Source organism: Streptomyces sp. NPDC055749 (assembly GCF_053617235.1).
On sequence record NZ_JBSHFH010000021.1, the window covers coordinates 72,019 to 90,902 of the forward strand.

The 18,884-nt window shown below is 70.0% G+C and carries 15 protein-coding genes and 1 tRNA gene; 4 read left to right on the plus strand and 12 right to left on the minus strand.

Annotation, left to right across the window (positions count from 1 at the left end; genetic code table 11):
- Positions 1 to 124: 124 nt before the first annotated feature.
- The 3 genes from ACWGO0_RS18120 to ACWGO0_RS18130 all read right to left on the minus strand — a co-directional run bounded on the left by ACWGO0_RS18120 (position 125) and on the right by ACWGO0_RS18130 (position 4,325).
- Positions 125 to 607, minus strand: a complete 483-nt coding sequence (locus ACWGO0_RS18120) for a single-stranded DNA-binding protein (RefSeq protein WP_453535300.1) — start codon at positions 605 to 607, stop codon at positions 125 to 127.
- Positions 608 to 720: 113 nt separating this feature from the next.
- On the minus strand, positions 721 to 2,682 hold the full coding sequence (locus tag ACWGO0_RS18125; RefSeq protein WP_453535303.1) for a GTPase: 1,962 nt from the start codon (positions 2,680 to 2,682) through the stop codon (positions 721 to 723).
- The gene (locus ACWGO0_RS18130) at positions 2,679 to 4,325 is read right to left on the minus strand and encodes an ATP-binding protein (RefSeq protein WP_453535306.1); all 1,647 of its coding nucleotides are present in this window, start codon (positions 4,323 to 4,325) and stop codon (positions 2,679 to 2,681) included. Before ACWGO0_RS18130 ends, ACWGO0_RS18125 begins: the two co-directional genes overlap by 4 nt.
- 308 nt (positions 4,326 to 4,633) lie before the next feature.
- Here ACWGO0_RS18130 and ACWGO0_RS18135 point away from each other — a divergent pair.
- A tRNA-Arg gene (locus ACWGO0_RS18135) sits at positions 4,634 to 4,706 on the plus strand.
- Between the two features lie 131 nt (positions 4,707 to 4,837).
- On the opposite strand, the gene ACWGO0_RS18140 is transcribed toward ACWGO0_RS18135, so the two are convergent.
- The 4 genes from ACWGO0_RS18140 to ACWGO0_RS18155 all read right to left on the minus strand — a co-directional run bounded on the left by ACWGO0_RS18140 (position 4,838) and on the right by ACWGO0_RS18155 (position 11,455).
- Entirely contained in the window at positions 4,838 to 5,230 is a 393-nt protein-coding gene (locus tag ACWGO0_RS18140; protein WP_453535309.1) for a hypothetical protein, read from the minus strand.
- 112 nt (positions 5,231 to 5,342) lie between these two features.
- Entirely contained in the window at positions 5,343 to 9,221 is a 3,879-nt protein-coding gene (locus tag ACWGO0_RS18145; protein ID WP_453535312.1) for an SGNH/GDSL hydrolase family protein, read from the minus strand.
- A gap of 482 nt (positions 9,222 to 9,703) precedes the next feature.
- The gene (locus ACWGO0_RS18150; RefSeq protein ID WP_453535315.1) at positions 9,704 to 10,477 is read right to left on the minus strand and encodes a class I SAM-dependent methyltransferase; all 774 of its coding nucleotides are present in this window, start codon (positions 10,475 to 10,477) and stop codon (positions 9,704 to 9,706) included.
- Positions 10,478 to 10,516: 39 nt separating this feature from the next.
- On the minus strand, positions 10,517 to 11,455 hold the full coding sequence (locus ACWGO0_RS18155) for an oxidoreductase (protein WP_453535318.1): 939 nt from the start codon (positions 11,453 to 11,455) through the stop codon (positions 10,517 to 10,519).
- Positions 11,456 to 11,516: 61 nt separating this feature from the next.
- Between ACWGO0_RS18155 and ACWGO0_RS18160 the strand changes: the two genes are divergently transcribed.
- A complete protein-coding gene (locus ACWGO0_RS18160) occupies positions 11,517 to 12,158 on the plus strand; it encodes a TetR family transcriptional regulator (protein ID WP_453535321.1) in 642 nt (213 codons plus the stop codon).
- Between the two features lie 95 nt (positions 12,159 to 12,253).
- Here the strand turns inward: ACWGO0_RS18160 and ACWGO0_RS18165 are convergent, their stop codons facing one another.
- Positions 12,254 to 13,729, minus strand: a complete 1,476-nt coding sequence (locus ACWGO0_RS18165) for an FG-GAP repeat protein (protein WP_453535324.1) — start codon at positions 13,727 to 13,729, stop codon at positions 12,254 to 12,256.
- 100 nt (positions 13,730 to 13,829) lie between these two features.
- Between ACWGO0_RS18165 and ACWGO0_RS18170 the strand changes: the two genes are divergently transcribed.
- The gene (locus tag ACWGO0_RS18170) at positions 13,830 to 14,402 is read left to right on the plus strand and encodes a GNAT family N-acetyltransferase (RefSeq protein WP_453535326.1); all 573 of its coding nucleotides are present in this window, start codon (positions 13,830 to 13,832) and stop codon (positions 14,400 to 14,402) included.
- Here ACWGO0_RS18170 and ACWGO0_RS18175 read toward each other — a convergent pair.
- The 3 genes from ACWGO0_RS18175 to ACWGO0_RS18185 form a co-directional block, all read right to left on the minus strand.
- Complete coding sequence (locus ACWGO0_RS18175; protein ID WP_453535330.1) at positions 14,392 to 15,147, minus strand: dienelactone hydrolase family protein; 756 nt, start codon at positions 15,145 to 15,147, stop codon at positions 14,392 to 14,394. The two genes, ACWGO0_RS18170 and ACWGO0_RS18175, sit on opposite strands and share 11 nt — an antisense overlap.
- A gap of 104 nt (positions 15,148 to 15,251) precedes the next feature.
- On the minus strand, positions 15,252 to 15,755 hold the full coding sequence (locus ACWGO0_RS18180; protein ID WP_453535332.1) for a pyridoxamine 5'-phosphate oxidase family protein: 504 nt from the start codon (positions 15,753 to 15,755) through the stop codon (positions 15,252 to 15,254).
- A 53-nt stretch (positions 15,756 to 15,808) separates the two neighbouring features.
- Positions 15,809 to 17,233, minus strand: a complete 1,425-nt coding sequence (locus ACWGO0_RS18185) for an MFS transporter (protein WP_453535426.1) — start codon at positions 17,231 to 17,233, stop codon at positions 15,809 to 15,811.
- A gap of 167 nt (positions 17,234 to 17,400) precedes the next feature.
- Here ACWGO0_RS18185 and ACWGO0_RS18190 point away from each other — a divergent pair, with 167 nt between their 5' ends.
- Positions 17,401 to 18,324, plus strand: coding sequence for a LysR family transcriptional regulator (locus tag ACWGO0_RS18190; protein ID WP_453535335.1), 924 nt, complete (start codon positions 17,401 to 17,403; stop codon positions 18,322 to 18,324).
- Positions 18,325 to 18,340: 16 nt separating this feature from the next.
- On the opposite strand, the gene ACWGO0_RS18195 is transcribed toward ACWGO0_RS18190, so the two are convergent.
- Positions 18,341 to 18,796, minus strand: a complete 456-nt coding sequence (locus ACWGO0_RS18195) for an anthrone oxygenase family protein (RefSeq protein WP_453535338.1) — start codon at positions 18,794 to 18,796, stop codon at positions 18,341 to 18,343.
- Positions 18,797 to 18,884 lie beyond the last annotated feature (88 nt).

Genomic DNA, 18,884 nt, shown 5'->3' on the forward strand with positions numbered 1-18,884 from the left:
TCAAGTGCCCCATGAATACTGAGGAATCCTAAAGACCGAGCGAAGCACAGTCCCCCGTCATACGGCCTGACAACCATTCCGACTCGGAATCGTTATCGCGGGTAACCGGCACCCCTCTGCCCTTTCAGGACACCGACGCCAGTTCCGTGGCCGGTTCCTGACAGTTCAGCGGTTCCTGACGCTTCGCCGAATCCTCGCCCTCGGCTTCCGCCCCCTCCCTGGGCGTACGTTCCGTCAGTGACGGTTCCGCCCTGAGCACACGGCGGAACGCGGCGGTCCCCCGCGTCAGGTCATGGCCCACCGCCACCGCCTCGATGTCGACGAAGGTCCGCCGCTGACCGTCCCGTTCCTCCTCGCGCACCTTCAGCCGGCCGTGCACGACGAGTGGCTCTCCGACGGCTACGGAAGCGGTCAGATTCGCTGCGAGCGTGCGCCAGGCCCACACCGTGTAGAAGCTGGTGTGCCCGTCGGCCCAGACCTGTTTCTCCCGGTCCCAGCGGCGCGCGGTCACAGCGAAGCGGAATCGCGCCATTCCGCCGGTGGCCGTATCCCGGAAGTCCACAGCGGTCGCCGCGTTTCCCACCAGCGTCACAAAGGTGTCGTTCATTTCCCCGTCTCCCGTCCGCACTCCGTGCAGCGGCCCGGCGCACGCTCCGTGCACCGGCTTCCGCGACGACTTCATGCTGGACCGGAAACGGGAATCCCGCCGACGCCTGTGGACTACCGGCCGGTTGTGGAAAACTCCGTCACCGCCACGTACCTCTCCCGCACCTCGCGGTAGCGCGCCAGTTCCGCCGACACCGGGTCGAGGACCCTGGCCCGTCCGCATCCGGCCGCCGCGTCGCGCAGCCGCCGCTCAGCCTCCTGCCCGTACCGCCGCGCCGGACCACGTGCCGCCGCCACGCACGACCACTCCACGAGCGGCCCGCCGATGACTCCGGCGAGCATCACCAGGGCCGGTGTGACCAGGCCCGGTTCGAGTACGCCGACGATCTGGCCGAGCAGCCAGAGTCCGCCGAAGATCTGGAGCAGGGTCATCGACGCCTGGACCAGCACCGCGGCGGGCCACCAGGCGGGGCGCGGCGGCTTGGCCCTGCCACTGGGCGGGACGGCCGTGCTCCTGCCGTTCGTCCCGGCGGGGTCCGGGCCCGTGCCGCCCCCCGGCCGGGCCCGGCCCTCCGCGCTCGCCGTCCTGGCCAGTTCGTCCAGGGCCTCCGGCAGCCCCTTCGCCCCGTTCACCGCCGCTTCCCTGACGGCCTGCGCCCAGGGGCCGGGCAGCCCGGCGGACGCGTCGTCCGCGACGGCCCGTACCGCCTGCTCGACGCGCTGCCGGGCGGTGATCTCCTCCTCCGGCGGGGCCGTGGCGAGGGCCTGGGCCATGCGGTCCAGGCCGCCGAGCTGCCGGGTGGACTCGTACCAGCGCCAGAGCCGCAGCCAGGGTGTCCCGCAGGCCCGTCCGGCGTTCCGGCGCCACTCGCGCTCGGCCGCCTGCCCCGCGGCTGCCGCGCCGACGGCCTCCGCGAGCCGGTCGGTGAACTCCTCGCGCGCCAGCTCACCGAGTCCGGCCCGCCCCTCGGCGACGTACACAGGCCGGAGTTGCGCGGCTGCCGCGTCCACATCGGCGGAGAGGCGGCGTGCCGCGGCCGTGCGCTCCTGGACGAACCGGCCGAGCATCTCGCGCAGTTCAGGCATTCCGTCGCCGGTGAGCGCGGACAGGGACATGACGGTGGCGCCGGGTTCGCCGTGCTCCCCCAGGGCCATGCCGTCCTCGTCGAGCAGTCTGCGCAGATCGTCGAGGACCAGATCGGCGGCCTCCCCGGGCAGCCGGTCGATCTGGTTGAGGACGACGAAGGTGACCTCCGCGTGCCCGGCGAGCGGTCGCAGATAGCGTTCGTGGAGTGCCGCGTCGGCGTACTTCTCGGGGTCGACGACCCAGATCACGGCATCGACGAGCGCCAGCACCCGGTCCACCTGGTCCCGGTGGCCGGACGCGGCGGAGTCGTGGTCGGGCAGGTCGATGAGGACGAGGCCCTGGAGCGCCTCGTCGGCTGCGGGGCCGCCCTGCTGCGGCCTGCGCCGCAGCCGCCCGGGGATCGCGAGCCGGTCCAGGAGCCCGGCGGCCCCGTCGGTCCAGCTGCACGCGATCGGCGACGACGTCGTCGGCCGCCGCAGCCCGGTGTCGGAGATCTGTGCGCCCGCGAGTGCGTTGAAGAGTGTGGACTTCCCGCTGCCGGTCGCCCCGGCGACGGCGACGACGGTGTGCCGGGAGGAGAGGCGCTGACGGGCCGCGGCCTCGTCGAGCACCCGCCCGGCCTCGGCGAGCGTTTCGCGGTCCAGGCGGGCCCGTGACAGGCCGACGAGTTCGCGCAGCGAGTCGAGCCGCCCGGTGAGCGGTCCGTCGGTGGTCACGTACGCCTCGACCTGGGGCCCGGCGTCGCCGTCCGGCCCGTCACCGCCGTCGTCGGCCTCCTTGGCGGCGGCTGCGGCGCGGCGGGCGATCAGCCCGTCGTCCCAGCGTCCGTCCCCGCTCCCGCCCTTCACCGCGCCGGAGGACTCCTTCCCCCGCTCCCCCTCGCCCTCGCGCGCGTCCTGCTCCGCGACCTGCCTGTCCTGTCCGGCCTCTCCGGCCTCGGGTCCGGGCCCCGGGTTCTGATCCTGGTCCTGGTCGGTGACGGCGGTCATGGCTGCACCCTCTCCTTCTGCAGTACGGACAGCGCGGCAATCAGTTCGGCCTGCGGTTCCGGGTGCACGTCGAGCGAGTCGAGCGGCGCGAGCCGCCGGTCCCGCTCCCCGTGCATGACCTGGTCGAGATAGGTGGTGAGCAGCACCCCGCCCTTGTCGCGCAGCCGCAGCGCGCCCTGGGCCCCGATCCGCTCGGCGAGCTGCTCGCCCGCGGTACGGGCGCGGCGCCCCCCGAGCAGCGCGGCGGCCAGCAGCGCGGCCACGGTCTCGGCGTCGGGCGCGACGTTCCGTTCCAGGAGCCGCACCTCCTCCTCGGCCAGCTCTTCGAGTACGCGACGCCAGCGTCGTACGGCCATGGCGATACGGCCCTGGATGTCCTCGGCCGGCCCCCATCCGCCGGCTTCCCTTCCGGCGTCCTCGAAGCGGAACGCGCCGGAAGCGGGCTCCTTCCGCCAGGTCGTGCGGATCTCGTCGTCGGCGGCGGCCACCGAGCACTGGAGCAGCGCCACCAGGCTCTCGACCAGGGCTTCCAGCAGCTCCCCCGCGGAGCTGTCCAGGGGATAGCCGCGCCACCGGGTCCGCGCGTCCCCGGACAGCACGGCGCCGCTCTGGAGCCTGCTCCGGATGCGGGACGCCTCCTTCCGGTACGCCTCCTCGACGACGCCGGTCAGCCGCACGGAGGCCGCGTACTGCGCGGCGACGGCCCCGGCAAGCTCCGGCATGCGGACGTTGAGCGATTGCATGACCCCGGACGCAGTGCGCCCGACGGCCTGCTGACGGGCCGCCGGGTCCTGGGCGCGGTGGGTGAGCCAGGCCCGCAGGGGGGCGACGGCGGTGGTGGGCAGCAGTCCGCTGCCGCCGCCCGCGGACTCGGGCAGCTCGGGGATGGTGAAGCGGGGGATCTCGCCGAGACCGGCCCTGGTGAGCAGGGCCGCGTACTGCCGGGAGACCTCGGCGATCACCTGGTGCGGCACCCGGTCGAGGACGGTGACGAGGGAGGCGTCGTACTCCTTGGCCGTACGCAGCAGATACCAGGGCACGGCGTCGGCGTACCGGGACGCGGTGGTCACCATCACCCAGACGTCGGCGGCGCAGATGAGTTCGGCGGCGAGCACCCGGTTCCGTACGACGAGGGAGTCGATGTCGGGCGCGTCCAGCAGCGCGAGGCCGCGCGGCAGGCTGACGGCGGTCTCGACCCGCAGTGCGGCCTCCTCCTCGTCCCCGCCGGCGGCACCGAGGTCGTCGAGCCCGTCCGGGTCCCTGGCATGCCCCGGCGGCAGCCAGATCCTGGTCAGCTGCGGCAGCACCCGTACCCCGTCGAACCAGTGGTGGTCGTCCGGGTGGCAGACGAGCACCGGCGTCCGGGTCGTCGGGCGCAGCACCCCGGCCTGGCTGACCCGGCACCCCACGAGCGAGTTGACGAGCGTCGACTTGCCCGCGCCGGTGGATCCGCCGATGACCGCGAGCAGCGGAGCCTCGGGGTCCTTGAGCCGCGGAAGGAGATAGTCGTCGAGCTGCGCGAGCAGCTCGACTCTGGTTTGCCGGGCCCGTTCAGCCCCTGGAAGAGGGAGTGGAAGACGCACGGCGGCGACACGGTCGCGCAGGGCGGAAAGTGCGTCGATGAGCTGAGGCCGTACGTCCATGGTCACCACATGCGAAGAATGCCCAATTTTGGCGCCTTTTTGAAGCGTATAGGCACCATTGCGCGGCGGTTCCACCCTGGGGACAGACGGGACGAGTGGGACGCAGGCATAACGAGTGCACAACACCCGGGGCGCGAGACGTCAAAAGCGGTGCATGAATCGCACCTACCTGCGACTATCGGTTCGCTTCACTGAACCTCCACATCGTGCCACGCAGGTGAAGCAACCGGGTCGAGGCGACAGGAGCCCTATCCTTGTCCCGGCAAGGTCAGGACCGGCCCCGACCACAGGGCCCCAGGCCACCACCGGCCCCCGTAGCTCAGTGGATAGAGCAGGCGCCTTCTAAGCGCTTGGCCGCAGGTTCGAGTCCTGCCGGGGGCACTTCAGTCCAGCCGATGTCGGGCCCTCCTCCGGGAGGGCCTTTTTTTGCGGACCAGGGGCACGCTAGCGAGCGCGGCGTAGAGGCGACGTAAGGCTGGAAACCGCCCCGCTTCCGCGGCCCGCCCGGGCCGTCAGCCGCGCTTGGCTCCCGGCCTGACCCCGGCCGGCGCCGTACCGAGAAGTACGTACGCGATGAGGGCGAGGACGGGGATGTGACCGCCCTCGCGGTCGATGTCGTCGATGAAGTACCCGGAGATCATGATCCAGGCGAACCCTCCGACGAGAACGAGGAGGGTGTTGCCGGGTTCGCGCAGCAGGCGCATGCCCGCCCACAGCAGGAGCGGCATGAGCGCCCAGGAGGCGGCCGTGGTGAGCAGGAACTCGACGGATCCGGAGAACATCGTGTCGCCGCTGCGGGCTTCCGCATCCCGCGCCCAGCCGTAGCCGGCGGACATCAGGGTGTGGCAGACGGCGGTGGCGGCGGTGACGGCAAGAGCTCCTTTGGCGTGTCGTGCGTACTTCAATGTGCAGAGCCCTTCCCTGGACGCCTGGGCGCGCCGGTGGGCCCCAACACGGTTCGTTGGGGCCCACCGGCCATGTGTGGTGGACGATGACTGCCGAGTGATGCGCCCGAAGTTACTTCAGGGCGCGCTCCAGAGCGTTGGCGTAGAGCCGGGCTCCGGAGATCTTCGGGTGGAACGACTTCATCGAGGGCTGAGGCGAATCGTTGTCCGCCTCGGAGTAGCCACTGAGGACGATCCCGTTGATCGACTCGGGGTCACCACAGATCGCCTTGCCCTTGAAGTCCGGCTCGGGGTCGACGAACGTGGCACCGGCCGCCGCGGCGGCAGCGCCCATTTCCTTGCTCAGGTGAGTGGCGACGACGTCGTTCAGCCACGGCGCCTCCTCCGTCCCGATGCCCGGAATGCAACCGCCGCTTCCGGTGAGCAGTTTGGGATAGCCGACCAGGACGACCTTGGCGGACGGCGCACGGGTCTTGATCTGGTTGAGGACCTTCGTGATGCGCGGTTTGGTCTGCTCGGTGATCCACTTCGGAATGAAGTCCTTGAGCGGCCCCGTCATTGCTCCGGTATGGCTGCCCGTGTCCGGGTTCCGCTGCTCGAACTCGGCGTCCTGGCAGAGCTTCAGTCCTGCCTTGAAGATGCATTCCTGGATCACATCGGTGAACAGGGAGTCGTTGCCGCCGATGGCGATGGTGACGATATCCGTGTTCTTGTCGAGGTAACCGAGATCCATCTGCGGCAGCTGGTTGGTCTGGTTCTGGCCGCCCGTCCAGATATTGAACGTGCGGGCGCCCGAGCAGGCGATGAAGCTCAGATCGACGTCGGCGTAGGTGTCGGAGAGCTCACCGATGGACTTGGTCTTGCCGGGCAGGGTCGCCTGCCGGATCCATGCCTGCTTGGAGCGGTGGCACTTGTTGACCACCTGGTCCTTGCCGATGTCTTCCTTGTAGTCCGTCTCGCGGAAGTAGTCCTTGCCGTCCGCCGTGTCGGCGCCTTCACCGGAGGCGAAGGAGTCGCCCATGCCGACGATCTGAGTCGGCTTGGCGGCGAGCTTCTGGAAGGCGACGGAGTCCCACGCTATGTCGACCCCCACACCCTCCTCGGTGATGTTGGACAGGGAGACGGACGCGTTTCCGGTGAAGTTGAAGACACCGAGCGAACGCCACTCGTTGCTGCGGATGCGCTGCGGTGCGACGCGGTGCGGAGAACCGGAGTCGGTACCCAGCACGGAGTACTTCGCCTGCTGGGACCTGGCAGCGACGTTCGGCATGTGGACCAGGACGCGCGTCCAGCCCTTGACCGTGCTGGCGCCGGTCCAGGTGCCCGTGACCTTCAGCCGGGGCGCCTCGGCGGAGCTCGCCTTACGGGTGGTGGAGAACCAGACATGGTTTCCGTACCCCACACCGAGCTGATGGGTGTCCATCTTGGCGGAGGGCGAGGCGAAGTCGAACTTGAAGGACCCCGACGACTGCGCGGTGTCCGAGCATCGCCTGAAGTCGGCGCCCGCGACTCGCTGACCGGTGTTCACGTTGTCGACGATCGGCGTGCCGATCGGGAGTCCGCTGTTGCACCGGGGCGGGTGGGAGTTGCCGTCGGCCTCTTCCGGATAGGTGTTGTTGAAGCGGAACGTTTCGAATCCGCACTGCGAACTGGCGCAGTTCTTCCACTCGACCTTGCCGTTCCACCAGCACTTGTAGTCCGTCCGCTGGCACGGGCCCACCGCGGGCGAGTCGTTCGACGCGCCTTCCTTGATCTTCGACGGATCGCACTCGTTGGAGGAGGTGCAGAACAGGCCGACCGGGGGCTTGGCCGTGGTGCGGAAGAGCGGATCGGTCCACCAGGCGGGCCGGTAACCGTGGACGAGCTTGCCCGGCTCCTCAAGGGCCTCCAGCGGGCGCGCGGCCCAGCCGATGACCTTCTCCGGGTACGGCCAGAACTGCGGGTTGGCGGCGTGGGAGTACTCGTCCCCGCCGAGGGCGTTCTCCAGGAACGGGGTGCGGTTGGGCTTGTACGTGGGGTTGGCGGGGTTGTTGGCCCAGCCCACGCCCCACTTGCCGCCGTTCGCGCCCGCTTCCGACTGGGGGTAGAAGCCGGAGTTGTAGGCCCACAGGGCGAAGAACCAGTTCTCGAGGCCCTTCGGGTCACCGTTGTTGACGGTGAGGCCCGCGTTGCGGGTCTGGTTCCACTTCTCGGCGAGGATGTTCACGCCCGCCGCGACGTTCGCGGTGTAGTCCAGCGCGACGGCCTCCTGGTACAGGCGCGGCTTGGACGGACGTACCTCCCCGTCCTCGTACGGCTTGCCGGGCAGCCGCATGCCGTCGGTCACCTGCGTGATGCCGTAACCGCAGTCCGCGGCCTTCCAGTTGATGAGCCAGGGGTCGTTGACCTGGCCGTGCTCATCGTGCTTGAGGCCGTAGTAGTTGCCGATGAGGCTGTTGGCGGTGGTGCCCGGTGCGGCGAAGCGGGTCGCCTGCCACATGTTGGACTCCTGGGCGGTGATGCCGAGGAACACCTGTGCCGGGATGCGTCCGCCGCCCGCGAGGGCCGTGAGGCCGCCGGCCAGGGCCTGGGGCTTGTACGCGCCCATGCCCATGTTCTTCCAGTTGGCGGCCCGGGAGACATGGCCGTCCATCGTGCCTTCGATGGCACGGTTGACAGCCCACTCGACCTGCCGCGGCTTCGGCTGGAACGCCTGCTTCTGCGGGTTGCCCCGCTCCACGGCGCAGGTGCGCTCCGACTCCGGCTCGGCGATGTTCAGCATCGTCGAGACGCCGCCGCTCTTGCTGCGCCCACCCGCGGGGGTGGTGCCGAGAGCCGGCGAGCGGTCCTGTCCCTGGGCCGTGCCGGGGCTGACCGGGGACGCGGCCGGGTTGGCTTCGAAGACCGACTTGCTGCCGGTGGGCAGGTGCCGCATCTCGATACGGGCCGTGCGCGCCGTGTCGTACTCCGAGGCGCGGATACGGGTGTCCTTGCCGTCGGCCCACGCGACACTCACGAGGGCGCGGGCCTTGGTGGACGCGATGGCGTCCTTGTCGATCCCGCCAGGGTTCCGCACGTTCTCGGGAAGCGTGCCGAGGGTCTTCGCTCCGCCGGTGACGATCGCGGTTCCGTCGGCGGCGCGGACCAGGTCGAGGCCGGTGAGGCTGCCCTGGGCGACCGTCCGGGCCTTCGCGCCCTTGGTCGTGATCTGCCCGGCGGTCAGGTACTTGACCCTGGACGTCTGTCCGGCGGACGCGGCCTCGGCGGCGGTGGCGCCGGGCTTCGCGCCCTTGGCGGCATTGGCCGGCTTGGCACCGGTCCGGTGATCCAGGAAGGCGAGGCCGCCGTCCTTGGTCACGGACAGGTTGAAGGGGGTGTTGTCCGTACGGGTGACCAGCTTGGAGCGGCCGTCCGCCCCGATCCGTACGATCGCGTTGCCCTGTGCGGCTGCGATGCCCTTACTGGTCGGAACCGCGGAGGTGATCTGCCCCTTCACCGTGACCGGCGTGGCCGTCTTCCCCGTACGGGCATCGACGGTGATGAGACGCGTCTCGCTCCTGGCCGATGTTCTCTCGTCGGTGAACTGCGACAGAACGGCCTTCTCGCCGTAGCCGCAGCCGGGCGAGAAGTAGGCGAGGCTCGCCTGGTACGGAAGCTTGGTGACCGTACCCGTGTTCAGGTCGACGGTGGCCGTGAACGCGCCCCGGGCCATCATGTCGGGCTTGTTGGTGAAGGTACGCGGCGCGTAGGCGACGACGGCCCGGTCACCGGAAGCGGTGACGCACGCGTTGCCGATCCAGGTGTCGGTGTCGATGAACCCGGGCTCGGAGAGGGTCGCGGCGGTCTTCCAGCGGTAACCGTCGGCCTCGTCGGCGGTCATGAGGTGGAAGCCGGTCGCGTCACCGATGGTGGTCCAGGCGGTGTCGGACGACTTGGTGTAGCCGTCGCCGAGAACCTTGCCGCGCTTGTCGGCCGGTACGCGGTCCTTATGACCGTCCTCGTCCGCGCCCACCCGCGGGGAGGAGGTGTCGGACCAGCCTTCGGCGGCGTTGGGGGGTGGCGACGGTTGCTGCGGTGCGGATTGCGCCTGCGTCGCGGATCCAATGGATATCGCGGTGACGACGGCACAACTGACCGCAAGACGAACAGATTTTAATCTGTTGGTCCGTATCAAGGTGTTGCCTCCATGCATATGTGATGGGGCATCGGAATGGGAGGAACGCATGCTCGATAAAGGCGGTCTTCATGACGGACAAACCGATACGCGTCATGACCCTTACGGCATGCGGGAATGAACCCCCCTGGCCCCCGTGCACGAAGAAACGTCAGGAATCCCGGACGTCTCTCGGTTGATCCACAAAGTATTCACGCAAGGATGCGGTGTCTGTGATCCACGACACAAGGGGGGATTGCGACCGGCTCTTTGGCCTGATCCAGTTCATGAACGCATAGAACTCGTCGAGGTGTTCACTCGTTATGCGTCTTATTCGCTTGCTATGCGTCTGCTTCGAATTCCCTTCCCCGTACTTCGACGACGAAGAAGAGGAAGGCGAGTTTGGTCGAAAGGGCGTGGAATCCGTCGGGGAACAGCTCACGGGCCGCCGGGTCGGGCTGCGGCTCGCTGATGACGGCCAGGCGGAATCCGGCCGCGGTGAAGGCATCGGTCATCGCGTGCAGCGGCCTGCGCCAGAACTTCATCGGGACGGACTGTCCGCCGAAGGTCATTTCGCAGGTGTAGCCGGTGGTGGCGGAATAGTCGGGCCGAGGGTCCTGCATCGCGTAGTCCACGAACGGGTGCTGCACCGACGCGATCAGCCGGCCGCCGGGCCTGAGTACGCGCCGCACCTCGGCCAGCGTCGGCCCCCAGTCCTCCAGGTAGTGCAGCACCAGCGACGCGACCACGTCGTCGAACGCGCCGTCGGCGAACGGCAGGGGGTCGTTCAGGTCGGCCACGTGCAGGGCCGCGTCGTCACCGAGCCGCCGCCTGGCCAGCGCCAGCATCCCGGCGCTGGCGTCGATACCGGTGACGACGGCGCCGCGGTCACGCAGTTCGGCGGACAGGGGGCCCGAGCCGCAGCCGGCGTCCAGGATCCGGCGGCCGGCCACGTCTCCGGCGAGGGCCGTCATCGCGGGCCGCTCGTAGTACGCGTTCAGGAGGCTGTTCTCGTTCTCCGCCGCGTACGCCTCGGCGAAGCTGTCGTAGTCGTTCACCTTGGCCGGATCTGCGGGCCGGGCGAGGCTCTCGGGCACATCGGTTGCGCGTTCCATCGCCGCAGCCTAGTGATCGCATGATCCGCCGGACAGGTTTCAGGACGAGGCCGGGATCGCGAAGCGTACGGCTGTCAGTTCCTCCGAGACCTGCCACAGGCGGCGGGCCGTCTCGGGGTCGGTTGCCGCCGGGGACAGTGCGACCCGCGTCGGTGCGCCTCGCAGTTCCGCCAGGCCGTCGGGGCCGATGAAGTCGCCGCCCGTGACGTCCGGGGCGGTCGCCGCGTACAGCTGGGGCAGGGCGCCCCTGGCGGGGGTCTGGGCGACCAGGGGGTTGCCGATGCGGCCGAAGACGAGGCGCATCAGGCCCGTGGGCGCGGCCAGTTGGAGGTTGGTGGCCGTGTAGCCGGGGTGGGCGAGCACGCTGCGTACCGGGCTGCCCGCCTCGGTCAGGCGCTTGTGGAGCTCGTAACCGAAGAGGCCGTTGGCGAGTTTCGACTGGTCGTAGAAGGCCATCGGCTTGTAGCCGCGCTCGCCGGAGAGGTCGTCGAACCGGATGCGCCCCTGACGGTGCCTGAGCGAACTCACCGTGACCACCCGGGGGTCGCTTACGGCGGTCAGCAGGTCGAGGAGCAGTCCGGTGAGCGCGAAGTGGCCGAGGTGGTTGCAGGCGAACTGGAGCTCGTGGCCCTGCGCGCTCAGCGACCGCGGGGGCGCCATCACTCCGGCGTTGTTGACGAGCCCGTCCAGGTGCGGGTGGTCGGCATGCATCCGGTCGGCGAAGGCGCGGACCGAGTCGAGGTCGGCCAGGTCGAGGTGGCGCACCTCAAGGGCGGCGCCCGGCTGTTCCCCGGCGATCTCCGCTACGGCCCGGCGGCCCTTCTCCTCGTCGCGTACGGCGAGGATCACGCGCGCGCCTCGGCGGGCCAGCGCCCGGGTGGTCTCCAGACCGAGGCCGCTGTTGGCTCCCGTGACGACGTACACCCGCCCCGCCTGGTCCGGAATCTGCTCGGTGGTCCAGTGCTTCTTCTGCGTCATGTGGCATACATTGCCGTTGATGACACCAAGTGTCAAGACGAGACCGAGTGTCACTCAGGGCATGGTGTGTACCATCTGTCGAGTGAGTACCCGCCCTGAGATCAGCAGCCTGGCCCAGCGCAAGCGTCAGCTCGTATCGGACGAACTGACCGATGCGGCGCTGCGACTGTTCGCGGTGAAGGGCTTCGAGGCGGTCACCGTCGACGAGATCGTGACCGCTGCCGGCGTGGGCAAGCGGACGTTCTTCCGGTACTTCGCGTCCAAGGAGGACGTGGTCGTCCAGTTCCTCGCCGGCATGGGCACCGATATGTGCGCGGAGCTGGCGGAGCGCCCCGCCGGGGAGCGGCCGTCGGTGGCGCTGCATCACACCGTCACGGTCCCGCTCGCCGCCTGCGCCGATCACTCCGAGAAGGCGCTGCGCGTGGTCCAGCTGATTCTGCGTACCCCTGCCCTGCGCGCCCGCTTCCTGGAGCGGCAGGGTCAGTGGCACGACGATCTGACGGCCGAGCTGGCGCAGCGGCTCGGGCGCGACCCCGAGACCGATCTCTACCCGCGGCTGGCCGCGGGGATGGCGCTGACCGCTTTCGACACCGTGCTGGGGCGGTGGAGCGGGAGCGACGGCGCGCAGGATCCCGCCGAGCTGATCGCGCAGGCTTTCACCGTCATCGCCCCCGCGCTGGATGCCGTGGAGGCGCAGGGCTGAGGAGTCCTCGGGCTCCGCTTGCGGCTGTCCGCGAAACGCCGTGGGGAGCGACCGCGCGGTCGCTCCCCCGGTGTTCGTTCAGGTCCTGCCCGGCGTCAGCGGCCGAAGGACGTACCCAGTGCGGCCTTCACAGCGACCGTTCCGAGCGTCGCGTTGTTGATCGCCGCCGAGCCCGTGACCGTGCTGCCGGTCGCGGTGGCGGGGAAGATCCAGAGGGCGCCCGCGTTCGTGTCCTCGCCCGGTGCGCCCACCGCGAGTTCCGCGCGGCCGTCCTTGTTGCGGTCGAGGAACACAGCCGCGGCACCGAACTTGTCGTTCAGCTCGGCGACTCCGGTGACGCCCGCCGTGTCCTGGTTGAAGCCCTTGGTTCCCGTACCCGTGGGTCCGGTGGCCGTGCCGGGCATCACGAGGACCGCGCCCGCACGCTTCACCGTGCCGAGCGCCTCGCCGGAGACGCCCACCGCGATCTCTCCGAAGCCGTCGCCGTTGGTGTCGCCGATCGCGACGGACGAACCGAACCCGTCGTCCGCCTCGGCCGCACCGGGAATTCCCGCCGAGTCCTGGTTGAAGACCTTCGCCTTCGTGCCCTGCGCACCGGCGGCTCCGCCCGGCACATAGGTGAGCATGCCGCCGTTGGCGAGCGGCAGGTCGAGGTCGCTGTCGTAGCCGTCGACGGGGCGTCCGACGGCGAGGTCGGCGTACGCGTCGCCGTTCACGCGGCCGACGGCGAGGCGTTCGCCGCCCTCGATCGAGTAACCGTTGGCGCCCTTGACCGAGGTGAGAGCCCCCAGGCCGGTGGCACCACCGGCGGCGACGGAGATCGAGCGGCTGTCGTACTCGTCGCCCTGGTGCAGGAGCGCGGCGATGTCGTCGCGGCCGTCCCCGTTGATGTCGCCCGACGCGAGGTCCAGGAAGCGCCTGTCGTTCAGGTCGGGGTAGTTGGCGGTGCCGGCCGCCGCTCCGGCACGTGTGAAGGGGCCGGACAGGGTCTGGAGGTCGGCCCACTTGACGGTGGCGAGGTCCGGGGCGCCGTCTCCGTTGAAGTCGCCCGCCGTGAGCCGGCCGCCGACCCCGTCGTACTGCTCGCCCTTGTAGAGCGTGGCGCCGCCCGCCAGGCCGGTCGCGCCGCCCCAGATGACGGTCAGCGACCCCGTGCGCTCGACCGTGCCGTCCTTCTCGGTCTCGGCGCCGACCACGAGGTCGCTGTAGCCGTCCCGGTCGAGGTCGGCGGAGGCGATCGCGCTGCCGAAGGCGTCACCGGCCTCGGCCGTGTCGGGAACGCCCGGCGAGTCCTGGGTGATGATCTGCCTGGTGGCGGTCGCCGGCCCGCTCGTGGAGCCGTACACCACGCCTGCGTATCCGGCGCCTGCACGGCCGTTGACGGTGGCGCCGGGTGCGGCGACCGCCAGGTCGGCCAATCCGTCGCCGTTGTAGTCGACGCGGCCCGGGACCGGGGTGACCGGTGCCGTCGGCGCCGCCGCGGCGGAGGCCGCCGCGGGTGCGGTGACCACGGCGGCGGCAGCCACCGTGATGGCGAGTGCCACGGTCGTTGCGAATGCTCGGGATGCCACACGGGCTCCTGACGAGTTGAGGGCGTGACCTGCATACGCTGAGACGGGTGGGACGGGGCAAGGGTTGTGCCTGAAGCGGTAACTGGGCGAAAGGGGTGTCGTGGACACAGAGGTGCGGGTGGTGGCGGGCGAGGCTCTGCCGACGTACGCCGATGGCATCCGCCGGGTGTACGCGGAGGTGTTCTCGGCCCCGCCGTGGGACGAGGACGAGGCGATGGCCGGTCTGTACGTGGAACGGCTGGGTACCGACGCGCTGCGGCCCGGGTTCACGGCCGCGCTCGCGTTCGACGGGGGTACGGTCGTCGGCTTCGCCACCGCCTGGTCCACGCCCGAGTCCTTTCCGCAGGACCGCAGTTACGGAGACGTGGCCACTGCCCTGGGGCCCGAGCGGACCACCGCCTGGCTCTGCGGCGGGCTCGAAGTCGACGAACTCGCCGTCACCGCACGGGCACGCGGCACCGGGCTGGGCGCGGCGCTCCTGGCGGCGGTCACGGGCCCGGCGGCGGACGGCCGTTGCTGGCTGCTGACGTCGGTCCGCGCCGAGGGAGCCCTGCGCTTCTACCGGCGGGCCGGGTGGCACCAGGTCCCCGCGACGGTGCCCGGCAGAGCGGGGCTCACCGTCCTGCTGGGTCCCCGGCACCCCGCTGGCGGCGGGGGCCGCCTCAGCCGTTGACCAGGGTGCGGCCGAGGAGAGGGAGCAGGCGGTCCCAGTGCCGCTGCAACGCGGCGGGGTTGAACGCGTCGGTGTCGGCCATGGTGAAGCCGTGGACGGTGCCGGGGTAGATCTCGCAGGTGTGGTCGACACCCGCCGCGTCCAGAGCCTGGTTGAGCTCGCCGATGGCCTCCGGCGACATGTCGCCTTCGGCGATGCCGAGGTGGACCTGGGCGGCGACCTCGGGGAAGAGGTGGTGCGGGCTGTCGGGCGCTTCGGTGACCAAGGGACTGGGGTGGAATCCGGCGACGGCCGCCACCTTGTCGGGATGGGCCGCCGCGGCGCGCATCGCCAGGACGGCGCCCATGCAGTAGCCGATCGCGGCGACCGGCCCGGCACCGGCCTCGGGCCGGGTGGTGAGGAACCGGAGGTAGGCGTCGGCGTCGCGCAGGGCACGGTCGGGGGTGAGCGCCTGGACCAGGGGCATCAGCTGGGCGAAGAGCGCGGGCCGGGCCTCTGCTCCGATGTGTTCGGGAAGTTCGACCACCGGTGTCGGACCCTGCCGGTAGTAGAGGTTGGGGACCAGCACGTAGTACCCGTGCCCGGCCAGTTCGCGGGCCATCTCCTCCAGCACGGGCCGCACGCCGAAGGCGTCCATGTACAGCAGCACCCCCGGGTGCCGCTCGCCACCGTCGGGGAAGACGGCGAAGGCGTCGGCCCGACCGTCGGCCGTGGGAATCTGCAGCTTCTCGTATCCAAGATCCACATTCGCGACTCTAGTGCGGAACCCGCCCCCGTACCGAGGTATCGCCCATAGCGGAACGTACGGATGGCCCCGCAGAAGCGGGGCCATCCGTACGTCTCACAGGGTCAGGCGGCGGCGCTTTCGGCCGGGTCCCGCTTCCGCCACAGCGTGCTGCGCAGATCGGAACCGCGGACGAGCTGTATGCGCCAGGGCTCGATCCGCAGGACGTGGTAGCCGGGATCGTCGGGCCCGCCGCGCCAGTAGTGGACCGGGTCGTAGCCGACACCGGGCGGACCGCCCCGCTTGTACAGGTCCCACGCGTGGAGTTTGGATTCCTCGTCGTCGGCCCAGGTGGAGACGCTGTCCACGAAGACCGCGTTCTGACGGGGGTTCCAGTACGAGTACGTCGTGTGGGGGTTGCCCGCGAGGTGCGCGCTCTTGACCGGGGTCCGGTACGCGGCGAGCCAGCCGACCGGCTCGCCGTCGACGATCTCCCACACGGGGAGCAGCACGCGAGCCCGCGGGCGGTTGTGACGGTCGACGGTGACCATGGTGGCGTACTTGATGTCGCGGATGTAGTTGAGGAAGGAGTCCTGGATCTCGGAGAACTCGCTGACGGTGGTGGCCATGAGTCTGTCCTTTCGAGCCGTTCGAGTCGTCATGTCTTTCGAGCGTTCCGAGGTCAGCGGGAGACGGGGATCTCGGTACGTTCACCGGCGGCGTCCACCGCGGCGGAGGGCGCAGGACCCCGCCGGGCACGGAGACCGAAGGCGCTGATGCCGGCGGCGAGGACCGCTGCCACGAACGGGACGAGCAGACCGGCCCGGTAACCGTCCAGCAGCGCGGCAGGAGTCTCCGCGTCCGTGGCCGCCACGCTGACCGCGGTGACCGCGGAGAGCCCCAGGGCGGCGCCGAACTGGAAGGCGGTGTAGAGGAGTCCGCCCGCGAGCCCCTGCTCCTCCTCGGCGATCCCTTCCGTGGCCACGATGGTGAGCGGGCCGTACGCCAGGGAGAACGCGAGGCCGAGGATGATCAGGCTCGGGAACATCGCCGCGTAGCTCCAGTCCGCGCCCAGCGGGAGGAAGAGCCCGTAGGAGAGCACGGCCAGCAGCAGGCCCCCGAAGATCACCTTGGCGTTGCCGAAGCGGTTGACCAGCCGCGGGGTGAGCGTCGGCGAGAGGATCGCGTCGACGCCGATGACCAGCATCGCGAAGCTCGTCTGGAGCGTCGACCAGTCGCGCAGTTCCTGGAGGTACAGCACGACCAGGAACTGGAAGCCGAAGAACCCGGCGGCGAACAGCATCCCCGCGAGGTTCGCCCGCACCAGGGAGCTGTTGCGGAAGATACCCAGGCGGACCAGGGGCTCGGCGGAGCGCCGTTCGATGACGAGGAAGGCCACGAGGAACGCCAGCCCCGCCAGCAGGATGCCGGCGCTGGCGGCGATCCCGGAGTGCGCCGCACGCTCGACACCCAGCACGATCAGCACGAGCGCAGCGGTGACGGTGAGCGCACCGGCGGCGTCGACGCGCTTACCGGTTCTGTCCGGCCGTTCCGACTTGGGGACGAAGACGAGGGCGGCGACGAGGATGAGGAAGGAGAGCACGACCGGGGCGAAGAAGACCCATCGCCAGCCGATGGCGGTGAGCAGCCCACCGGCGACCAGGCCGATCGTGAAGCCGCCCGCGGCGGTGCCCGAGTAGATGAGCAGGGCCTTGTTCCGCTCCGGACCCTCGGCGAAGCCGGTGGTGATGATGGACAGACCCGCCGGAGTCATGAAGGCCGCGGCGACACCCGTGACGAACCGGGCGAGGATCAGCATCCACCCCTCGGTGGCGAATCCGCCGAGCCCGGAGAAGAGCAGGAAGACGGTGAGCCAGAAGACGAACATCTGGCGGCGTCCGAACAGGTCGGCCGCCCGTCCGCCGAGGAGCATGAAGCCGCCGTAACCGAGGACGTAGGCGCTCATGACCCACTGCAGGTCACCGGTGGAGAGTCCGAGGTCGGCGCGGATCGCCGGCAGCGCCACATTGAGCATGGCGACATCGATGCCTTCGAGGAAGATCGCGCCGCACAGCACGAGCAGGACGCCCCACTTGCTCGCGCTCATCCCGTTCGAGGTACTCAAGGCACTCATGACGATGAACTCCTTCCGGAGTGGTCGGTGTTGGTGATGCCTCAAGCTTTCTCCGCGACCGGGAAGGGAACAACAGCGATGATCGCAACGTTCGTACAGCCAGGCTTACCGATCCATGTCCAGGCGATCCGGAGACGTACGTGGACCAGAACGAACTCGAATGCTTTCTCGTACTCGCCGATGAACTGCACTTCGGCCGGACCGCCGACCGCCTGCGCCTCTCGCGCGCCCGGGTGAGTCAGCTCATCCAGAAGCTGGAGCGCCGCGTCGGAGCGCCGCTGTTCACGCGCACGAGCCGCACTGTGGTCCTGACCGGTCTGGGCAGCCGCCTCCGTGACGACCTCGAACCCCACTACCGCGGCATCGAGGCCGCCCTGGTGCGCGCCGTCGCGTCGGCACGCGGAATCGAGGGGGTCCTGCACGTCGGCTTCTCGACACCCCTGGCCGGGGAGATGGTGATGAAGGCGACCGAGAAGCTGCGCATCAGCCATCCCGAACTCGCCGTCGAGGTCTGCGAGGTGCCGCTCTCCAATCCGTACGGCATGCTGCGCAAGGGCGACTTCGACCTCCAGCTGACGGATTTCCCGGTCCACGAGGACGACTTGACCCGCGGACCGACACTTCTCGCCGAGGACCGGGTGCTGGCGGTCGCCGCCGGGCATCCCCTGGCCGGACGGGACACGGTGACGCTGGAGGACCTGACCGGTGTGGCGTTGCTGACGATCGCGGGCGACATTCCGGAGTACTGGCTGGAGCATCAGCTGCCGACCCACACCCCCAGCGGCAGGCCGATCGAGCAGGGCCCGTCCGTCACCAACTTCCAGGAGGCACTGACGCTCGTCGCGGGCGGCAAGGGGGCCCTGCTGGCAGGGGCCCACATCGCGCTGTACCACGGCCGTCCCGGCATCTCCTACGTCCCCGTGGAGGGGGACGCTCCCCTCGGCTACGGCTTGATGTGGCGGTCCGACGGCGGCAGCCGGGCGATCGAGCTCTTCGGCCGCATAGCGCGCGAGATCGCGCGGGACATGGCTCCGGCCGATCCGAGGAGAGCGATTCCCGGCTGACGTCAGGCCGGTGACCTCACAGCGCCACCGCGGTCAGAAGGACGAAGGAGGCGAGGGAGAACACGGTACGGATCCGGTGGAGCCGGTTCCAGCGGGGCTCGAACGCCGTCCTGGCCGCGCTGTCGTCGCCACCCTCCGATGAGGCCAGCGCGTTGTTCAGCGGGATGTTCCCGATGACCGTGATCAGGTGGCTGACGAGCGCGCAGACCAGCGCCCCCGCGACGAGCAGCCGCTCGCCGTCGCCGCGTTCGCCGGATGTGACGAGTGCGGCGGCCGGGAAGGCGATCACTCCGAGGAAGACGACCAGGAAGCCCGGCCCCGGCACCTTCTCGTTGAACCGGCGCATCGCGGGCGTGAACATGTCGTCCGACAGCGCTGCCAGTCCGGGCATGATCGCGAAGAGGAACGTCAGCATGAAGCCGGCGTAGAGGCCGGTGGTGATCACGGCAGCCATCGTGAACGGGGAGAACATGGCGCCCATCATGACGCGGAAAAGCGGTCCGCGCGCGGCGTTTCCGCACCGGCGCGGCGAGAGACCGCCGTGAGTGAGGCCGCCGTGG